The 17,625-nt window shown below is 69.7% G+C and carries 21 protein-coding genes; 9 read left to right on the top strand and 12 right to left on the bottom strand.

The genetic code is table 11. The annotated features are described in order from the left end of the window. On the top strand, nt 1–308 hold a 308-nt coding region (locus J7I97_RS01545; protein ID WP_214930500.1), incomplete at its 5' end, for a VCBS repeat-containing protein. A gap of 475 nt (nt 309–783) precedes the next feature. On the opposite strand, the gene J7I97_RS01540 is transcribed toward J7I97_RS01545, so the two are convergent. Together J7I97_RS01540 and J7I97_RS01535 are read right to left on the bottom strand one after the other, a co-directional pair. Further along, the gene (locus tag J7I97_RS01540) at nt 784–981 is read right to left on the bottom strand and encodes a hypothetical protein (protein WP_214930499.1); all 198 of its coding nucleotides are present in this window, start codon (nt 979–981) and stop codon (nt 784–786) included. A gap of 11 nt (nt 982–992) precedes the next feature. After that, complete coding sequence (locus J7I97_RS01535; RefSeq protein ID WP_214930498.1) at nt 993–1,844, bottom strand: helix-turn-helix transcriptional regulator; 852 nt, start codon at nt 1,842–1,844, stop codon at nt 993–995. Between the two features lie 359 nt (nt 1,845–2,203). Here J7I97_RS01535 and J7I97_RS01530 point away from each other — a divergent pair, with 359 nt between their 5' ends. Beyond that, nucleotides 2,204–2,605, top strand: a complete 402-nt coding sequence (locus J7I97_RS01530) for an ATP-binding protein (RefSeq protein ID WP_308369364.1) — start codon at nt 2,204–2,206, stop codon at nt 2,603–2,605. 102 nt (nt 2,606–2,707) lie between these two features. Here J7I97_RS01530 and J7I97_RS01525 read toward each other — a convergent pair whose 3' ends face one another. Together J7I97_RS01525 and J7I97_RS01520 are read right to left on the bottom strand one after the other, a co-directional pair. After that, on the bottom strand, nt 2,708–2,917 hold the full coding sequence (locus J7I97_RS01525; RefSeq protein WP_214930496.1) for a hypothetical protein: 210 nt from the start codon (nt 2,915–2,917) through the stop codon (nt 2,708–2,710). Then, on the bottom strand, nt 2,869–3,369 hold the full coding sequence (locus tag J7I97_RS01520) for a hypothetical protein (RefSeq protein ID WP_214930495.1): 501 nt from the start codon (nt 3,367–3,369) through the stop codon (nt 2,869–2,871). The genes J7I97_RS01525 and J7I97_RS01520 overlap by 49 nt, the downstream gene beginning before the upstream one ends. Between J7I97_RS01520 and J7I97_RS01515 the strand changes: the two genes are divergently transcribed. After that, nucleotides 3,368–3,817 (top strand): alpha/beta fold hydrolase, encoded by a 450-nt coding sequence (locus J7I97_RS01515; protein WP_214930494.1) that lies wholly within the window; start codon nt 3,368–3,370, stop codon nt 3,815–3,817. The genes J7I97_RS01520 and J7I97_RS01515 overlap by 2 nt on opposite strands. 6 nt (nt 3,818–3,823) lie before the next feature. Here J7I97_RS01515 and J7I97_RS01510 read toward each other — a convergent pair whose 3' ends face one another. From J7I97_RS01510 to J7I97_RS01500, 3 genes are all read right to left on the bottom strand, one after another. Next, nucleotides 3,824–4,408 carry a Uma2 family endonuclease gene (locus J7I97_RS01510; RefSeq protein ID WP_251051632.1) on the bottom strand — a complete coding sequence of 195 codons (585 nt, stop codon included), beginning with the start codon at nt 4,406–4,408 and terminating at the stop codon, nt 3,824–3,826. A 261-nt stretch (nt 4,409–4,669) separates the two neighbouring features. After that, nucleotides 4,670–5,050, bottom strand: a complete 381-nt coding sequence (locus J7I97_RS01505) for a hypothetical protein (RefSeq protein WP_214930492.1) — start codon at nt 5,048–5,050, stop codon at nt 4,670–4,672. 499 nt (nt 5,051–5,549) lie between these two features. Then, entirely contained in the window at nt 5,550–6,128 is a 579-nt protein-coding gene (locus J7I97_RS01500; RefSeq protein WP_214930491.1) for a TetR/AcrR family transcriptional regulator, read from the bottom strand. A 110-nt stretch (nt 6,129–6,238) separates the two neighbouring features. On the opposite strand from J7I97_RS01500, the gene J7I97_RS01495 reads away from it, so the two are divergent. The 3 genes from J7I97_RS01495 (at nt 6,239) to J7I97_RS01485 (ending at nt 9,496) form a co-directional block, all read left to right on the top strand. Then, nucleotides 6,239–7,858 (top strand): MDR family MFS transporter, encoded by a 1,620-nt coding sequence (locus J7I97_RS01495; protein ID WP_251058379.1) that lies wholly within the window; start codon nt 6,239–6,241, stop codon nt 7,856–7,858. Nucleotides 7,859–8,119: 261 nt separating this feature from the next. Further along, a complete protein-coding gene (locus J7I97_RS01490) occupies nt 8,120–9,016 on the top strand; it encodes a polysaccharide deacetylase family protein (RefSeq protein WP_214930490.1) in 897 nt (298 codons plus the stop codon). A 156-nt stretch (nt 9,017–9,172) separates the two neighbouring features. Continuing rightward, nucleotides 9,173–9,496 carry a nuclear transport factor 2 family protein gene (locus J7I97_RS01485; RefSeq protein WP_214930489.1) on the top strand — a complete coding sequence of 108 codons (324 nt, stop codon included), beginning with the start codon at nt 9,173–9,175 and terminating at the stop codon, nt 9,494–9,496. 26 nt (nt 9,497–9,522) lie between these two features. Here J7I97_RS01485 and J7I97_RS01480 read toward each other — a convergent pair whose 3' ends face one another. Further along, entirely contained in the window at nt 9,523–10,659 is a 1,137-nt protein-coding gene (locus J7I97_RS01480) for a serine hydrolase domain-containing protein (RefSeq protein WP_308369294.1), read from the bottom strand. 195 nt (nt 10,660–10,854) lie between these two features. Between J7I97_RS01480 and J7I97_RS01475 the strand changes: the two genes are divergently transcribed. Further along, complete coding sequence (locus J7I97_RS01475) at nt 10,855–11,478, top strand: hypothetical protein (protein WP_214930487.1); 624 nt, start codon at nt 10,855–10,857, stop codon at nt 11,476–11,478. A gap of 176 nt (nt 11,479–11,654) precedes the next feature. Here the strand turns inward: J7I97_RS01475 and J7I97_RS01470 are convergent, their stop codons facing one another. The 3 genes from J7I97_RS01470 to J7I97_RS01460 all read right to left on the bottom strand — a co-directional run bounded on the left by J7I97_RS01470 (nt 11,655) and on the right by J7I97_RS01460 (nt 14,346). After that, entirely contained in the window at nt 11,655–12,938 is a 1,284-nt protein-coding gene (locus tag J7I97_RS01470; RefSeq protein ID WP_214930486.1) for an extracellular solute-binding protein, read from the bottom strand. A gap of 326 nt (nt 12,939–13,264) precedes the next feature. Beyond that, complete coding sequence (locus J7I97_RS01465) at nt 13,265–13,882, bottom strand: SMI1/KNR4 family protein (protein WP_214930485.1); 618 nt, start codon at nt 13,880–13,882, stop codon at nt 13,265–13,267. Nucleotides 13,883–13,941: 59 nt separating this feature from the next. Further along, the gene (locus tag J7I97_RS01460; RefSeq protein ID WP_214930484.1) at nt 13,942–14,346 is read right to left on the bottom strand and encodes a DUF192 domain-containing protein; all 405 of its coding nucleotides are present in this window, start codon (nt 14,344–14,346) and stop codon (nt 13,942–13,944) included. A gap of 129 nt (nt 14,347–14,475) precedes the next feature. Between J7I97_RS01460 and J7I97_RS01455 the strand changes: the two genes are divergently transcribed. Further along, on the top strand, nt 14,476–15,399 hold the full coding sequence (locus J7I97_RS01455) for an A24 family peptidase (protein ID WP_214930483.1): 924 nt from the start codon (nt 14,476–14,478) through the stop codon (nt 15,397–15,399). 131 nt (nt 15,400–15,530) lie between these two features. Here J7I97_RS01455 and mgrA read toward each other — a convergent pair whose 3' ends face one another. Continuing rightward, nucleotides 15,531–16,571 carry an L-glyceraldehyde 3-phosphate reductase gene (gene mgrA / locus J7I97_RS01450; RefSeq protein WP_308364006.1) on the bottom strand — a complete coding sequence of 347 codons (1,041 nt, stop codon included), beginning with the start codon at nt 16,569–16,571 and terminating at the stop codon, nt 15,531–15,533. Between the two features lie 127 nt (nt 16,572–16,698). Between mgrA and J7I97_RS01445 the strand changes: the two genes are divergently transcribed. Beyond that, on the top strand, nt 16,699–17,460 hold the full coding sequence (locus J7I97_RS01445) for an isoprenyl transferase (protein WP_214930481.1): 762 nt from the start codon (nt 16,699–16,701) through the stop codon (nt 17,458–17,460). Nucleotides 17,461–17,625 lie beyond the last annotated feature (165 nt).

The following is a 17,625-nucleotide window of genomic DNA, read 5'->3' as shown; positions in this document are numbered from 1 at the left end:
CCCTCACCGGGGGCTGGGACTTCACCCAGACCATCGCCGGCGACTTCAACGGAGACCGGCAGGCCGACATCATGGCCCGCGACGGCAACGGCACCCTCAAGCTGTGGATCCACAACTCCGGCGGCACCTTCAACGGCGCGGTCGACGTGACCAGCGGATGGAATTTCACCCAGACCACCACGGGTGACTTCACCAAGGACGGCCGCGCCGACCTCATCGCCCGCGACACCGCCGGAACCCTCAAGATGTGGCCCGGCAACGCCAACGGCACCTTCGGCGCCGCCCAGACCCTCACCGCCGGCTGGTGATGGCCGGCCCGCGGACGGTCTTGTTCTTGAGGGCATCGACCTGGATGCAAAGCCGGTGGGCCGGAGCCAGAGGGAGGGGATCCGCCGCGGCAGGCAAGGCCGCACGCGGACTGCTCCCGCTGGCTCTCCTGACCGGGCTGATACCCGCGGCACCTGCCGTCGCCCTCGATCCGGTACCTCCGCCGGCTGCCGCAGCGCGTCTGTGCTGTGGGTGAGGTATTGCGCCTCTTGGCCGGCGATGGCGATGTAGCTGTTCCCGTCCCCGTCCACCCCGATCCGGCAGCGGGAGTGTCCTTCGCCGCAGTACGGCTCTTCTCAGGCGATGTCGGCCATCAGTGTCCCTTCGGAATTCGCGAGCCAGGTGGTGAATGAAGTTCCCTGATGGGGCGGGCGCCAGGCCGAGCCGCTCCATCCAGTCCAAACGGTGCGGATCCTGGGCACCTGTGAGCTGGGCGGCAATGCCGGTCGCGTGGCCCTAGTCGGCCAGGAGGTGGTCGGCCTTGCCGGCCTTGATGTCCCGGATCAGCTGCCGTAGGGCTTCGCCGGTGTCGGTGAGGTATTGCGCCTCTTGGCCGGCGATGGCGATGTAGCTGTTGCCGTCCCCGTCCACCCCTAGCCGGTAGCAGGAGTTTCCTTCGCCGCAGAACGGCTCTTCCCAGATCACGGTCGGCATAGCGTCCCCTCTCACAGCTGGCTTGCGATGGTTCGGATGAAGTCCCGGGAGGCCGCTGGGGGCAGCGCTAGTTTCTCCATCAGGTCGAAGTGGGCTCGGTACTTGGCGAGTTGCGTCTCGGCGTGGATGAAGTCGGGGCCGTGCGAATTGTCGACCTGTACGGTGTCGAGCTGTGCTGTCGGACCTTCCGCGTAGAGCACGGTCTGGCCCGCGCCCGGGAAGCCTCCCGCATCGAACGGAATGACGAGCACAGTCACATTGTCCTGCTCGGACCGGTTCAGCAAGTGGTCCAGCTGTGCGCGCAGCACGGTACGGCCGCCGAACTGCATGCGCAGAGCAGCTTCGTGCACGATGGCGACGAACTCGTGGGCGTTCTCCCCATCCAGGACTTGTTGGCGCTCGACGCGCAGCGCCAGCCGCAGCGCGACCTCGTGTTCCGGCAAGGCTGGGATGACCATCCGGAACACGGCGAGTGCATGGTCCGAGGTCTGGAGGAGCCCGGGCATGTGAACGGAGTAGGCAGCGCGCATGCGGATGCTGCGATCCTCCAGCTCCGCGATGTCCAGGAAGCTTTGGGGTAGTTGACCTCGGTAGCGATCCCACCACCGTCGCCCGGCGGGCTGGGCCATCTCTGTCAGTCCGGAGATGTACAGCTCGTCGGTCACCTCGCAGTTGCAGGCCAGCGTGCGCAGTCGCTCGATCGAGATGGCGCGTGCCCCTGACTCCATGGCGGAGATGGCGCCCCGGTCCACACCCAGCAGCCCGGCTGCGTACTCGGCGGAGACCCCAGCTGCCGTACGCATCCTGCGCAGCTCGTACCCCAACCTCTTCTGGCGTTCTGTGGTGGCTGTCCTCGCGGTCATGGCGTGAAGTCTTGCGCGTCCAGAGCCCCTCTGGCCATGAGCGGCTGACTTTTCCCGCTGGGCGGGCCAAATTTGTCCGACATGACGCTACATTGGGTAACGCACCGCTCACGCAACGGGAGTTGAAGTGCATCCCTGGGCCATGCCTACGGCCCGGGGGCAAGCCACACCCCGCCCCGCGTCAGCCACGCGCCGAACTCACCGCAGTCGCACGTCATCCGCGTAACGATAGGGAGTCCGCGATGTTCAGCCCCTTCATTCCGCCCGCCCCCGGAAGCTTTGCCGTCTGTCCCACGGCCCCACCCGTGTCTGACGAGGGGGCGCCCCCCTCACCTGACGCGCTGACGTGCAGTCTCACCGTGCCCGGGGAGGCCTACAGCGCCCAGATCGCCCGGAGCACCGTGCGGGCCGTCCTGCACGCCCACCGGCTCGACCCGCTCGCGTCGGCCGCCGTGCAGGTGACCGGTGAACTGGTCGCTGCCTCCCGGCGATTGGACCCGGGGCGGAGTTTGTACCTCTCCGTCCGCTATCGAGACGACTCGCTCCGGCTGACCGTCTATGACGGCCACACCCCCCACACACAGCCCCGATTGGCCGCCCACTGTGAGGCCCGGCGGCGGGCGGCGCTGCGGCTCATGGCGGCGGTGGTGCGGGAGTGTGGCGGGGCGTGGGGTTTCGGGGAGTCCCGCGAGCCGGGCGGCGGGACCCGCACCTGGGCGACGCTTCCCCGGTCGGGTGCCCTCCGCTACCTCTCCGCGTGAGCGCGGCCCTCACCGTGTGGTCCCCCTCCGGTCCAGGATGAGTGCGGTTGGTGCTCGTCATCTTGGACATGTCAGCCTGCCTTCCGGGCGGTGTGGGTGTCGTCAGCTTCTGGGCGCCCCCAGTTCGATGAGGGCCTGGGTGACCAGTTCGGCCTTGTGGGTGGTGCCGCGGAGGTTGGGGTGGATGACGGTGCAGGCCTCGCCGTTGGAGGGGATCGAGCGGCACAGGTCGGACGGCGGGTCGCTCTGGGTCCCGCTGCCGGTCAGGCTGTCCTTATTCCGTAGATCCAGCGCTCCCCGCCGTTCGCGCATACCCCGTGGCCGGTGCTGGAGCTGTACGTGTCGACGTAGACGGCGCCGGCCTTACGGGCTTGGTCGCTCAGGGCGGTGTTCAGCCGCCGCTCCAGGGTGTCGAGCCAGGGCATGTCGCCCTTGGTGACGGTGCCGAGCTGGTGCCATGTGCCCCAGGAGCAGCCGGTGTTGTCGTCGACGACGGCCGGGTAGCCGACGACGGCCACCTTGGCGCGCGGTGCGCGGGTTCTGATGGCGTTGAGGGTGGCGGTGAAGTCGGCCTCCAGGGAGGCGAATCCCCGGTCGAGGGCGGGGGCGCCGCGGGCGCGGGTGTAGTACGTCGAGCAGGGGCTGCCGAGGCCGAAGGCGGCGATGCCTTGCTCGACGCAGTTCGTGACGATTACGGGACAGCCCTTTGCCGCCCGCCGCCCCGAACTGTTCCGTACTCTCACCGCCCACGAGCCGCCGCTCATGGGCATCGTGGCCGACAACCCCGAGCTCCAGCCGCTGATGCAGGCCACGCAGCGCAATATCGATGCCGTTCTCGTGGCCCTGCGCGCGGGCCAGGACCGGGCCGGAGCCGAACGGTTCGTCGAAGACGTTGCGTTCGGGCCGGGAGTGTGGGCGCAGCTGCCCGAGCCGGTCCGTGAGACGTTCGTCGCCAACGCCCCCACATTCGCGGACGAACAGGCCGACCCGGACTGGGGGACGGTCGATCTCACCCGGCTCTCCCGCTACACGGGCCCCACGCTGCTGACCAGGGGCACCGAGAGTCCGCCGTGGTTTCCCGTGATCATCGACAAACTCGCGGGTGCGCTGCGGCAGGCGGAGCTGCGGACCCTGGAGGGTGCCGGGCACGTCCCTCACCTCACCCACCCGGACCATTACGTCGATAACCTCATGGAGTTCATCGGCGGCTGAGGCCGGTCAGAATGCGGCGGTGTCGATCTTGCAGTCGAACGGCGCGGGGACGGCCAGGGGCGCCCCGAATGACACGGTCTTACGGGCCCGGTACCCGTGCGACGACGGGTCCGCGAAACAGGTGATCTCCCGGCCCTCCATGTCCACGACGAGGTAAACGGGGACTGTCCGCCCGTAGACATCGAGCTTCTCATCCCAGTCCGCGTCCCTTGTGGAGACCGAGGTGAATTCCGCTACCAGCGACAGGGCCTCCCCGTCCGCGTGCCTGCCGTCGGCGTCGAAGGCGGATTCGTCGGCGACGTAAAGATCGGGCCCGTAGGCGCGCTCCACCGCAGGGAAGCGGAAGAGGAAGGGTGAGGTCTCGACGATGTGGCCGGCCGGGGCGTGATCCTCCAGTTGTCGGCGCAGGGATCGCATGGGCCGCAGGAAACGAAGCTTCGACCACGGTGACACGACGATCTTCCCCCGGATGAGCTCGGCCTTGAAGCCGGCTGGTGTGTCCAATTCCTCGACCGTGCGCAGCAGGTCATCGAAGCCCTGAGCCCCCGCTTCCGCGCCTATGGGTTCAGTGGGCGCAGGCTTCTCGGTCATGGTGGTCACCGTGGTCCTCCGGGCGGCTGCGGTGTGTTCACTACTGCCTCACTTCAGGCTAGCGCCGAGGTCGTGCTTCCGCCGTCACGCTAAGGGGATGGCAGCCACACGGATCGCCGAAAGCGGCTCCCCCACCCAAACGGGTGTACGTCCGCCGAGCCTGAGAGGGGATGCTGAACGGTAAATCGAGCCTCAGCTGGGCAGGCGGCAGCATCCGTTCTGCGGAGCGGAACGGATGTCGGCTCAGGGCGGCGGGCGGGGTCAGGCTGTGGGGGCGAGGGTGACCTGGTGGCCGAGGGCTTGGAGCTGGCGGACGAGGTCGCGGGTCTTGCGGGCGGGGTTGAGGTGGCGTTGGTGCCAGTCGGAGCCAAGGTCCTGGTAGCGGGCGTCGGGGTCGTTGATCAGGTGCCAGGCGATGACGAGGATCGAGCGGGCGACGGCGACGATGGCTTTGGCGTGGCCTCGGCGTTTGCCGATGCGCCGGTAGCGGGCGCCGAGGAAGGTGTCGGTGCGGGCGGCGGCGTTGGCGGCTTCGCCGAGGGCGCCCTTGAGCCAGGGATTCCCCTGGCGGTGTTCAGCCGCCGCTCCAGGGTGTCGAGCCAGGGCATGTCGCCCTTGGTGACGGTGCCGAGCTGGTGCCATGTGCCCCAGGAGCAGCCGGTGTTGTCGTCGACGACGGCCCGGTAGCCGACGACGGCCACCTTGGCGCGCGGTGCGCGGGTTCTGATGGCGTTGAGGGTGGCGGTGAAGTCGGCCTCCAGGGAGGCGAATCCCCGGTCGAGGGCGGGGGCGCCGCGGGCGCGGGTGTAGTACGTCGAGCAGGGGCTGCCGAGGCCGAAGGCGGCGATGCCTTGCTCGACGCAGTTCGTGACGATGTCGGTGAAGCCGATGGAATTGCCGCCGATGCCGATGGTGACGAGGTCGGTGGTGGCGGAAACGGCCTGTATCTGGGGCGGCCTTGGGGCCCAGCGCGCCACGGGCTGCGCTGCGCGCGCGACGGGCCACGCGTCACGGGTCGCACGCCACGGGCCGCGCTGCGCGCGTCACGGGCCACGGCGCGCTGCGCGGGCCGCGCGCCGGCGGTGGGGGCCGTGGCCCAGGAGGGGGGTGGCGTGGCTCGCCGGGTGGGTTCGGGGTGGGGCTACTGCTGGTGCGCCCGGGTGATGAGGTCCGTCGCGACTTCGAGGGCTGCCTTGCGGGTTTCCTCCGGGTCGCCCTCCACGTGCTGGAGGAAGACCATCCCCGCGTGCAGGGTGAACAGCGCGCTGGCGCACCGGACCTGGTCCGTCAGCGGGGCGTCCTCCCTGCGCAGCAGGTCGACCAGGGTGAACAGGCGCCGCTTCACCGTCTCGCCGATGGTCAGCTCCCGCATGGTCGCCTGGTTCTCCTGCATGAAGCGGAACAGCGGCGCGCCCGCCGCGATCGCCTCGCTGTAGCGGCGCAGTACCTCCCGCTTCATCTCCAGCGTGCGCGGCTGCCCCTGCGCCCACTCGATCAGCTCGTCGATCGGCCGCGTCAGGTCGTCGAAGAGGCTGATGATGATGTCTTCCTTGGTCTTGAAGTGGTAGTACAGCGCCGCCTTCGTAACCTCCAGTCGCTCCGCGATCTCGCGCAGCGACGTCTTCTCGTACCCCTGCTCGGCGAAGAGCTCGAGTGCGACGTCCTGGATCCGCTGGCGCGTGTTCCCCCTGCGCGGCTGCGGACTGCTACTGCTGGACATGGCACTCTCCCCTTAACTTACTTGACGACCGGCTAGTGACGGGTCTACTTTCCCCAGTGTAGTGAACTAGCCGGGCGGCAAGTAAGCCTCGGGTGCCAGGGGGAGTGGACATGGTTGAGAAAACGAACACGGCGGAGACCTCGGAGGGGGTGAAGCCGCGCAGCGTGCGCGTCGTACTCACGGCGCTCCTGATCGCGATGTTGCTGGCAATGCTGGACAACATGATCATCGGCACCGCCATGCCCACGATCGTCGGCGAACTCGGCGGTCTGGAGCACCTGTCGTGGGTGGTCACCGCCTACACCCTCGCCACTGCCGCCTCCACCCCCATCTGGGGCAAGGTCGGCGACATGTACGGGCGGAAGGGCTCCTTCCTTACCTCGATCGTGATCTTCCTGATCGGCTCCGCGCTCAGCGGCATGGCCCAGGACATGGGCCAGCTGATCGGCTTCCGCGCGATCCAGGGCCTCGGCGCCGGCGGTCTGATGGTCGGCGTCATGGCGATCATCGGCGACCTGATCCCGCCCCGCGAGCGCGGCAAGTACCAGGGCCTGATCGCCGGCGTGATGGCCCTCGCCATGATCGGCGGCCCGCTGGTCGGCGGCACCATCACCGACCACATGGGCTGGCGCTGGTCCTTCTACATCAACCTGCCGCTCGGCGCCGTGGCGCTGGCCATGATCACCGCTGTCCTCCAGCTCCCCAAGAAGAAGTCCGTGGGGAAGATCGACTACCTGGGCGCGGCGCTCCTGACCATCGCCATCACGTCCACCGTGCTCGTCACGACCTGGGGCGGCACCGAGTACGCGTGGGCGTCTGCCGAGATCGCCGGTCTGATCATCCTGGGCATCGTGTCGCTCGTCGCGTTCCTCTACGTCGAGACCAAGGCCGCCGAGCCCGTCATGCCGCTGCACATCTTCCGCAGCCGCAACTTCACGCTGATGTGCGCGATCGGCTTCCTCGTCGGCTTCGCGATGTTCGGCGGCGTGCTCTACCTGCCGCTGTTCCAGCAGGCCGTGCAGGGCGCCTCCGCCACCAACTCGGGCCTGCTGCTCCTGCCCATGCTGCTCTCGATGATGGTCGTCTCGATGGTCGCCGGCCGCATCACCACCAGCAGCGGCAAGTACAAGATCTTCCCGATCATCGGCGGCGCCCTCATGGTCGTCGGGATGTTCCTGCTCTCGCAGATGGACACCGACACGAGCCGCCTGGTCTCCGGCCTGTACATGGCCGTGCTCGGCGCCGGGCTCGGCTTCCTGATGCAGATCACCATGCTGGTCGCGCAGAACAGCGTGGACATGAAGGACATGGGCGTCGCGTCCTCCTCGGCCACCCTCTTCCGTACGCTCGGCGGCTCCTTCGGTGTGGCCCTGATGGGCTCCCTGTTCACCACCCAGGTCACGAACACCATGTCCGACCGTCTCGGCCCGAAGGCCGCCGCCGCCGCGAGTTCGGCCCAGCTGGACGCGGCGAGCCTGGCGAAGCTGCCGGAGACGGTGCGCGACGCCTACCAGCACGCGGTGGCCTCCGGTACGCACTCGGCCTTCCTGCTGGGCGCGGTCATCGCCGTACTGGGCTTCGTGGCCGCCTGGTTCGTCAAGGAGGTACCGCTGAAGGGCGGCGCTCCCGCCTCCGACGGTGACGGTGGTGGTGCCGCTGGTGGCGACGGCGACGGTGGCGCGGACGCGGACGCGAAGGTGGCGCCGGCTCCGCAGTCTCTCGCGCACTGATCGACGTACAAGCAGTAGGAAGAAAGCAGTAGGAAGAAAGCAGTAGGAAGAAAGCAGTAAGAGGAAAGCAGTAAGAGGAAAGCAGTAAGAGGAAAGCAGTAAGAAAGCGGCCCGGCTGCCGGTGGATGGACGGATCCACCCGGGAGCCGGGCCTTCTGCGTACACGGGCGGAATCGCCGGGAACCCCCTCCGTGTCGGCCGACGTCCTGACCCACAGAGCGGTCGCAACGGCGCATGGGGAGGGGACGGTTCATGCTGTTCATGGCACGCACACGCAGGCAGGGCACACGGGCCCGGATAGCCATCGCGGCAGCGGCCGCAGCCGTGGCGGCGACAGTGGGGGGAGTGGCGTTCCTCGTCGCGCCGGACCACCACACCCCGCACGAGAACGCCTTGCGGCAGACGGACATACCGGCGGGCGAGAACGGCAAGAACGGCAAGGGCGGTACGGACGCCCCCGCGAGCGGCGGGCCCCGCGTCCCCGAGGGCATCGCCCACGCGTCGGAGAGCGGCGGGAACGCCGTCAACATCACCATCGACGACGGCCCCGACCCCCGCTGGACCCCGCAAGTCCTCGACGTCCTGAAGAGGCACGACGTGAAGGCCACCTTCTGTATGGTCGGCCCGCAGGCCAAGGCCCACCCCGACCTGGTCAGGAAGGTCGTCGCGGACGGCCACCGGCTCTGCGACCACACCATGGACCACGACACCACCATGGACAAGAAGCCCGTCGGGTACCAGGAGAAGCAGATCCTGGACGCGAAGAAGCTGATCGAAGAGGCCGCGGGCGGCGGCGCGAAGGTCGAGTACTACCGGGCTCCCGGCGGGGCGTTCACCCCCGACAGCCGGCGGATCGCCGCCGCGAACGGCATGCGCCCCCTGGGCTGGAATGTCGACACCAAGGACTTCCACAAGCCCGGCGTGGCCGCCATCGTCAACGCGGTGAAGCGCGAGATCGGCAACGGCCCGACGGTCCTCTTCCACGACGGCGGCGGCAACCGCACGCAGACCGTCGAGGCCCTCGACCAGGTGCTGTCCTGGCTCAAGGAGCAGGGCCGCCCGACCGGTTTCCCGGTCCGGACGGCTCCCGACGCCTCCGAGACCCCGGCCGCCCCCTCCAACCCGTCGAATCCGACGAATCCGACGAACCCCTCCTGACACGCCGTCCGGCTGCGAACGGGTGAGGGTGGCCGTCCCGGAGCCACCCACGGTGTTTCCTGGTCGCGCGCACACCTTCCCGTACGCAGCCCCGTACGCACTCCCGTACGGGACTCCGTGCGCAGTCCCGTACCCCCGACCCAGGAGGACCGCCCCGTGCTCGCTCCCGAAAAGCTGACCGTCCCCGCCGTGAGGGCCTTCGTCGTCGCCGTCAACGCGGGTGACCGGGACGCCTTCAGCGCACTCCTCACCCCGAACGCGACCATGTCCGACGACGGCTCGGACCGCGACCTCGGCCAGTGGGCCGACAAGGAGATCTTCTCCTCCGGCGGACACATGGACGTCCAGACCGAGTCCGACGGCGGCCACGCCCTGGTCGTCGACTACCGGAACGAGACGTGGGGCGAGATGCGCACCGCCTGGCGGTTCGACGTCACCGCCGACGGGCGCATCAGCCGCTTCGAGACCGGCCAGGCCTGAGCCGCCCCGGCCGGCCGCACAAGCCGCTACAGCGCCCGCGCCACCTTCAGTACCGCCGCCGTCAGGCGCGCGTTCTCCGCCGCCGTGCCGCCCGGGAAGGCGAAACGGCGGCGCGTGTATGCGTACGCGATCCCCGTCACCGGGTCGGCGAAGGCCTGCCCGCCCGACGCGCCGCTGTGCCCGAAGGCCTCCGGGCCCACCGCCGGCTGCTGCTCGAAGCCCAGCCCGAAGTGGTCCGCCTCCTGCGTGACCCGGTCCGGGCCCGGCGTGTGCAGCCGTGCGAACTCGGCCGCCGTCTCCGGCTTCAGCAGCGGAGCCCGGCCGTCCAGCTCGCTGATCGCCGCCGCGTACATTCCCGCGACGCCGCGCGCCGTACCGATGCCGCCGGCCGAAGCCGGGCCCTGGGAGCGCACCTTCGGGTGGTTGGCGTACGCGACCAGGTCCATCGGCGGCTCCCGGTGCGCGTTGAAGGCGACGGGCAGCAGCTCCGACAGCGCCGGTCCGTCCGCCGCCGCCTGCGCCGACAACTGCTCCGGCGTCGGCCGCATCTCCAGCACCGGCTTCCAGCGGTCCGCTGCCCCGGCCGGCAGCCCCATGTACAGGTCCAGCCCGTACGGCGCGCGGATGCGCTCCTCGTAGACCTCCTGGAGGGACTTGCCCGTCGCCCGCCGCACGACCTCGCCGGTCAGCGCGCCGATCACGAACGCGTGGTAGCCGTAGGCCTTTCCGGGCTCCCAGAACGGCTTCTGCCCCGCGAGGCGCGCCGCGATCAGGGAGTCGTCCGCGATCTCCTCGTACGAGAATCCCTCGTCCACATTGATCAGCCCGGACCGGTGCGAAACCAGCTCGCGGACGGTCAGCAGCTCCTTGCCGTCACCCGTGAACTCCGGCCAGTACGCCGACACCGGACGGTCCAGCTCCAGTACGCCGTCCTGCACGAGCAGTGCCAGCACCAGGTGGGCCGCGCCCTTGGTGATGGAGAAGACCCCGGTCAGGGTGTCAGCGGCGGTGTCCCCGCCGGCCAGGTCGACCACACGCCGGCCGTGGTGATGCACCACCAGCTGGGCCTCGGGCGAGTGCGGTTCGGCCGCGGCGAAAGCCGCGAACTCCTCCCGCACCGACTCCCAGCCCGCCGCCACCGTGCCGTTCACACTCACACTCACGCTCACACCCGCACTCGCACTCATGGGATCCCCCGTAGATCGTTTCTGACGTTCTCGCTCGGCCAACGGGCGGTCATCTGCTGATATTCCTGGCGTGCGGGACTATGTCAATTCCGATGCCGGCAGCCGCTTTCCTACGGGTGAACGCGCGCCCGGCGTCGTTCCGGCCGGCCGGAAGGCTCGGTTGGACCGGGCATGAAGCGCACCCGCATCGCCGCTCTCGTCCTCGTCACCGCCGCGGCGGCTCTCGCCCCCCTCCTCGGCCAGGGGGCCACCGCCGCCGAGGGGACCTACCTCCAGGACCCGGGCGGCGGCGAGAAGAACATGAAGTCGATGTGGACCAAGGACGAGATGCACAAGGTGGAAGGGCAGTTCCGCCTTTACCCCGGGGTCCAGTACAAGACGGTGACCCGCCCCGGCCCCTCCGGCGCCCCGGACTACGAGCGGCAGGTCCCCGACCCCAAGTCCCTGGCGTGGCAGCCGTCGTTTGAGTTCGCGTGGGCGGTGTCGGACTCGACGGTCGTGAAGAAGGCGGTGACGACCAAGGAGGGCAAGCACCCGATCGTCGTGCACGCCATCCTGCGCGCCCCCGACCGGACCAAGGCCGCCGAAGTGCGGCGCGAGCTCGACGGGCGTCCTGCCACCGGGCGGGAACGGGTCCCGGGCGGGAAGCGGATCGCGTGTGACACCGGCGAATACACGGTGGAGTGGTCGGTCACCCGTTCCGGGTACGGAACGCTGACGGGCACCCTGCGCTGGGACTCCAGCTGCGAGCAGTACCGGACCGCGTTCTCGTCCGGCAACGGGGAGCAGCCGTAGGGCGCCAGGGCTGAGGCGGGTGGTGGCCGGCCGCCCCGCGCACCTTGTGGGTGCTCGACGGGCGGCTGGGCCGCGGCCTTGGATCAAGAGCCGTAGCAGCCATGATGCCGCAAGGGGTGGGGTGCGGCAGGGGCGAAGGTCCCGGATGAGGGGGCCGTTCAGGTCGTTCAGGTCGTTCAGTGCTGCTTTCTGGCCTCGTTCGCCTTGCTGGCGATGTCTTCGAGGACCGCCTTGGCGTCGCCGCTCGGTTCAACGGCGCGGCCGATGTTCCGCTTGATGGTGTCGCTGACCGTCACCCAGGACGGGTCGTTCACCGGGTAGAGCTGAGCGCCGCGCAGGGCGGTCAGGAAGTACTCGTCGTTCTTGTCCAGGCCGCCCCCGGCCGGGGTGCGCGCGGCGGAGACGGTCGAGGGCAGCAGGTGGTAGCGGCCCGCGAAGTCCGACAGGTTCTTGTCCTGGTAGATGAACTCCAGGAACTTGCCGATCTGCTCCCGCTTGCCGTTCTGCTTGAACGCCATCATCCAGTCGGCCACGCCCACGGTCGGCGGGGTCTCCCCGGAGCCGAGCGTGTCCGAGACCGGCATGGTCACGGTGCGGACGTCGATGCCCTTGGCGCGCGCCTCGTGCGCCAACGACGGGTAGCCGTTGAGCATGCCCACCTCACCGCGTACGAAGGCGGCGAAGGCGTCGGCGCGGTTGAGCTGGGACGGCGGGACGGGGCCGGTCAGACCGGTGCTGACCAGGTTGTCCTTGATCCAGCGGAAGGTCTGGATGTTCTGGTCGGAGGCCAGGTTGTAGTTGCCGCTGCTGTCGGCGTAGCCGCCGCCGTTGCTCAGCTCCCAGATCATCGCCTCGGCGTGCGCCTCCTCGGGGCCCAGGGGCAGCGCGAAGGGGATCTTCACGCCCTTGTCCTTGAGCGCCTTGGCGGCGGACTTCAGGTCGGACCAGGTCTTGGGGGCGTCGACCCCGGCCTTGGAGAGGAGGGCCTGGTTGTAGAAGAGGAGGCGGCTGCTCGCCACGAAGGGCAGGCCGTAGAGGGTGTTGCCGACGGAGCCGGCCTCGGCCAGCGGCTGGAGAAAGTTCGCCTCGGCGCTGACCGAGAGAAGCTCGTCCGCGGAATAGAGCCTGCCCTGGGCCGCGAAGTCCGAGTAGGCGCCCATCAGTGCCATGTCCGGCGCCTTGCCGGCCTTGACCATACGGGAGACCTCGCGGTCGATGTCGGCCCACGGCAGGAGCCGGACCTCGACCTTGATGTCGGGGTTGGCGGCGGTGAAATCTCCCGTCACCTTGTCCCAGAAAGCCTTGGAGCTGGTGGCCGGAGTATCGCCGTATTCGGCGGCGACCAGACGGAGCACACCGCTGCCACCTGCGTCGTCTCCGGAACTGCCGCAGCCGGCAAGAGGTATCAGCAGACCAAGCACAACCGCGCTCGCGGCCGTACCGAAGATTCTTCGTCGCACGGGTGGATTCCCCTGAATTTCTTTTGAGTCCCGTTACTGCTTATGAGTTGCTCCGGGCTGGGGTGTCCGTCCGTGGCCCGTTGGCCGGAATTCTCTCCTGGCTGAGGGCGGTTGATTCCATTGGGGGCGCACTTGTGGTCATTGCTCCAAGTGCGGCTTTTCCGGATGGTGTTTTCCGATATGTGATCAACAATTCCGACGCGCGTAGACATGCCGAAACGCCCGTTTCCGGCCATGGAACGGGCTTGGGGCGGGGCTTGGGGTGGGGCTTGGGGTGGGCTGGGATGGCTGGGACGGCTGGGACGGTCTGAACGGCTTTCGGTGGGTCAGTCCGCGAACTCGCCCGCGTAGGGGTCGGGCTCGCCCGTCTCGGGGTTGCGGCCCTCCTGCCAGCGGCGCTGGGCCTTGCGCCAGTGGACGAAGCTCAGGTGGCCACCGTCCCAGAAGGTGATGCTGACGGGGCTCATGTCGAACTCGTCGGAGCACAGCCGGTAGAGGAATTCGGCCATTCCGTACGGATACACCGCGAAGGAGTCGGCGGTGTGGCGGCCGACCACCAGTACGGGCCAGCGGTCCGGGTCGGGGTCGGTGGCGAGCCAGCACAGGATGTCGGATCCACCGGTGACCCCCCAGGCGATGATCGACTCCGGGTCCACGTCGAAGGCGGCCCGGCCGCCCTCCGCCTCCCAGACCTGCCGGGCGTTGTCCGTCTCCTCGGCCATCTCGGCCGGATCCCACTGGAGTCCGGGCTTGGGCAGGGGGAGCAGGATGCTGGCCTCGCCGTTGATGGAGCCCGCGCCGAAGCGGCCCATGAAGGCGACGAAATCGGCCGGGAACCGGATGGCCCAAGCCGCCTCGGCGGCCCGCCAGTCGATGTCCTCGTCGGCGCCGTGCGTCGCCGGCATGATCTGCTCCAGCGCCTTGATCCGCGCGTTCTCCGTCATGCCGCTCCCCTGACACCCCAGCTCAACCGCCCCAACCTACCGCCGGGGCGGGGTCACGCCTAGCCGGAGTTGAGACGGCCCGTGGGGTGCACGTCCAGTTGGGTCCCGACGCGCAGACCCCATCCGGCCATGGCGCCCGCCGCCGCCTCCAGGACGTGGCGGGAGCGGAGCCGGGGGAGGCCGAGGCGGCCCGGGGGCATGGTGGTCAGGGAGATGACGCGGAGATTCCGGTCGAGGTGGGCCACGTCGATGGGGAACCGCATCCGGAAGGTGTGCACGGAGGCCGCCGGGGTGAGCAGGAGCGCCCCGGTGATGCCGTCGCGGCCGAGCAGGCCGCGGGTGCGGGCCCGGTAGGAGGCGGCGATCTCCAGGGGGATCGGCGCCGGGTCCGTGCCGACGGTGAGGGCGGCCTCGCCGTCGTGCCAGTGCCGCTGGCGCTGCTGGTGTCGGTGGTGTTGCCGCATGCTGTGCGTCCCCCTTGGCCGGTGCGTGCGGCGTCAGCCTAGGCCCGGCCTGATCCGGTGAGCGGGACTTGGGGGTGAATGGGCCCCCGGGCCCATGCCCCTGGGGGTGGCGGGGCCTACGGTCGGCGGATGGGCGTGGTCGTGATCATCCTTGCCGCCGGATACGGCGTGGCCGCCGGGCTGCTGGTGCCGCGCGCGGTGTACCGCCTGTCGGTCGAACCGGGGGAGCCCTGGCGCGACCGCTGCCCCGAGGGGCATCCGGTGCCGGGCTGGCTCGGGCGCGCCCGCTGCCGGGTCCCTGCGGGGCTGGAGCCGTCCTCGGGTGCCGCGCCGCCGCCGCCGCGCAAGCCGCCCCGGGCTGCGCCCGGGCTTCTGGGGCTCCGCCCCAGGCCCCGCGCCTCAAACGCCGGCGAGGCTGGATTGGGCCCCGGCGAGGCTGGGTCGGGCGCCGCGCAGCGGCGCCCGCATGCGGGCGGCCGACGCGCCGCCCGGGCTGGGGGCGTGCACCGGTACGGGCCTCGGGCCGCCCGGACCGCCGGGCTGACCGGCGTGGTCTGCGGGGTGCTCGCGGCGGGGGGCGGGGGGCGGCCCGAGGTGGGGGTGTACGTCGGGCTGGTGCCGTTGCTCGTGCTGCTCGCGCTCGTCGATCTGGCCGTCCACCGGCTGCCCGACGTGCTGACGCTGCCCCTCGCCGCCCTCACGGCCGCCGCGCTCGGGGCCGCCGCCCTGCTGCCCGGCGCCGCAGGGTCCTGGCGGCTCGCCCTGCTGGGCGGGGCCGCGCTCGGGGGCGCGTACCTGGTGCTCTTCCTGATCAACCCGGCCGGCCTCGGCTTCGGCGACGTCAAGCTGGCGCTCGCGCTCGGGGTCGCTCTTGGGTGGTACGGGTGGGGGGTATGGGCCGTAGGGGCCTTCCTGGGCTTCGCCTACGGGGCCATGTACGGCCTCGGCCTCGTGCTGCGGGGCCCCGGGGGGCACAAGCAGGCGTTCCCGTTCGGCCCCTTCATGGCCGCCGGGGCCCTCACCGGAGTGCTGCTGGGCGGATTCGGAGCGTAATCATTCAGCGCCAATGCACGCATTACGCTTTACGAAGGGTTATGGTGGAACCCCCCCCTCGGGCCGGTCCGTATCCCCCCCACGGACCGGCCCGTTTTTTCTTCCCCCCGCCCCTCACGCAAAAGCGCAGGTCACCCGCGCTGTGCCCAGAGGTTCGTGTCCGCGGGGATGACGGCGAAGGTGTCGATCTCCTTCAGCTCCTCCTCGGACAGCGGGGCTCCGGCCAGGGCCCCCACGTTCTCCTCCAGCTGCGCCACGCTCGACGCGCCGATCAGCGCCGACGTCATCCGCTCGTCGCGCAGCACCCACGAGAGCGCCATCTGCGCCAGCGTCTGACCGCGGCGGGCGGCGATGTCGTTCAGCCCGTTCAGGCGGCGCATGACCTCGTCCGAGTGCAGCCAGTCCAGGTTGAGGGACTTGCCCTGGGTGGCCCGCGAGCCCTCCGGGATGCCCTTGAGGTACCGGCCGGTCAGCAGCCCCTGCGCGAGCGGCACGAAGGAGATGCAGCCCATGCCGGCCTCCTCCAGCGTGTCCAGCAGGCCGTCGTCCTCCGTCCAGCGGTTGATCATGGAGTACGACGGCTGGTGGATCAGCGGACGCACCCCCATCTCGCGCAGGATCCGCGCCGCCTCCGCCGTCTGCTCCGCGGTGTACGAGGAGACGCCGACGTAGAGCGCCTTGCCCTGCTGGACCGCGGACGCGAGGGCGCCCATGGTCTCCTCCAGCGGGGTGTCCGGGTCGAAGCGGTGCGAGTAGAAGACGTCCACGTAGTCGACGCCCATCCGCTTCAGCGAGGCGTCGAGCGAGCTCATCAGGTACTTGCGGCTGCCCCACTCGCCGTACGGCCCCTCGTGCATGAAGTAGCCGGCCTTGGTGGAGAGGATCAGCTCGTCGCGGTAGGGCGCGAAGTCCTGGGCGAAGATCTTTCCGAAGTTGAGCTCGGCCGAACCGGCGGGCGGACCGTAGTTGTTCGCCAGGTCGAAGTGGGTCACACCGAGGTCGAAGGCGCGGCGCAGGATGGTCCGCTGGGACTCCAGGGACTTGTCGTCGCCGAAGTTGTGCCAGAGGCCGAGCGAGATCGCCGGGAGCTTGAGACCGCTGCGCCCCGTGCGGCGGTAGTGCATGGAGTCATAGCGGGTAGCGTCTGCCCGGTACAGATTGGTATCAGTCACGTTGTCCTCCCTATCACGGACTTCTGACAGGCCGAGGTGGGCCGGGCCTCCCCGCTCGCAGTAATGTGGCGCCCTCGGGGGAGACCACAATCCGCACGGGGGCATTGCACGGAGGGGCTCGAAGATCGTGAAGTTGCGCGACCTGGTGTACAGGCTCTACGCACGCCGGGTGGAAGGCCGCCTCGACCATGACGCGGCGCCCAAGCACATCGGCGTCATCCTGGACGGGAACAGGCGCTGGGCGAAGGCGTCCGGTGGTACGACGGAGCAGGGCCACCAGGCCGGCGCCGACAAGATCTCCGAGATGCTGGGCTGGTGCACCGAGACGGACGTCGAGGTCGTCACCCTGTGGATGCTGTCCACGGACAACCTGGACCGGCCCGAGGTCGAGCTCCGCCCGCTGCTCAACATCATCGAGAACACCGTGCGGGGCCTTGCCGCGGACGGCCGTTGGCGCGTGCACCACGTGGGCAACCTCGACATCCTGCCCGCGGGCACCCAGTCCGTGCTCAAGGAGGCCGAGGCGGCCACCCGCGACGTCGGGGGGATACTCGTCAACGTCGCCGTCGGGTACGGCGGCCGCCAGGAGATCGCCGACGCGGTCCGCTCCCTGCTGCTGGAGCACGCCGAGAAGGGCACCTCCTTCGAGGAGCTCGCCGAGATCCTGGACATCGACCACATCGCGGAGCACCTCTACACGCGCGGCCAGCCCGACCCGGACCTCGTGATCCGCACCAGCGGCGAGCAGCGCCTGTCCGGATTCATGCTCTGGCAGAGCGCGCACTCCGAGTACTACTTCTGCGAGGTCTTCTGGCCGGCCTTCCGGAAGGTCGACTTCCTGCGGGCGCTGCGCGACTATGCGGCCCGCCACCGGCGGTACGGGACCTGATCCCCGGGGATCACGCCACGAGCTGACGCCCCCTCGGGCCCCTCGGGCGCCCCCCCCTCTGCCCCGTCTGCCCCCCTCGCGAGGCCTTCACCAGGGATTCACCGAGCGTCCGTCATATGCCATGGCATGGCCGGGCCTGTTCGGGGAATATCCCTTTCAGGTCGA

Origin of the sequence: Streptomyces sp. ISL-87 (genome assembly GCF_018614095.1) — a bacterium.
Classification (GTDB): domain Bacteria; phylum Actinomycetota; class Actinomycetes; order Streptomycetales; family Streptomycetaceae; genus Streptomyces.
The sequence above is the reverse complement of the archived record's forward strand: the minus strand, read 5'-3'. Positions and strand labels throughout refer to the sequence as shown.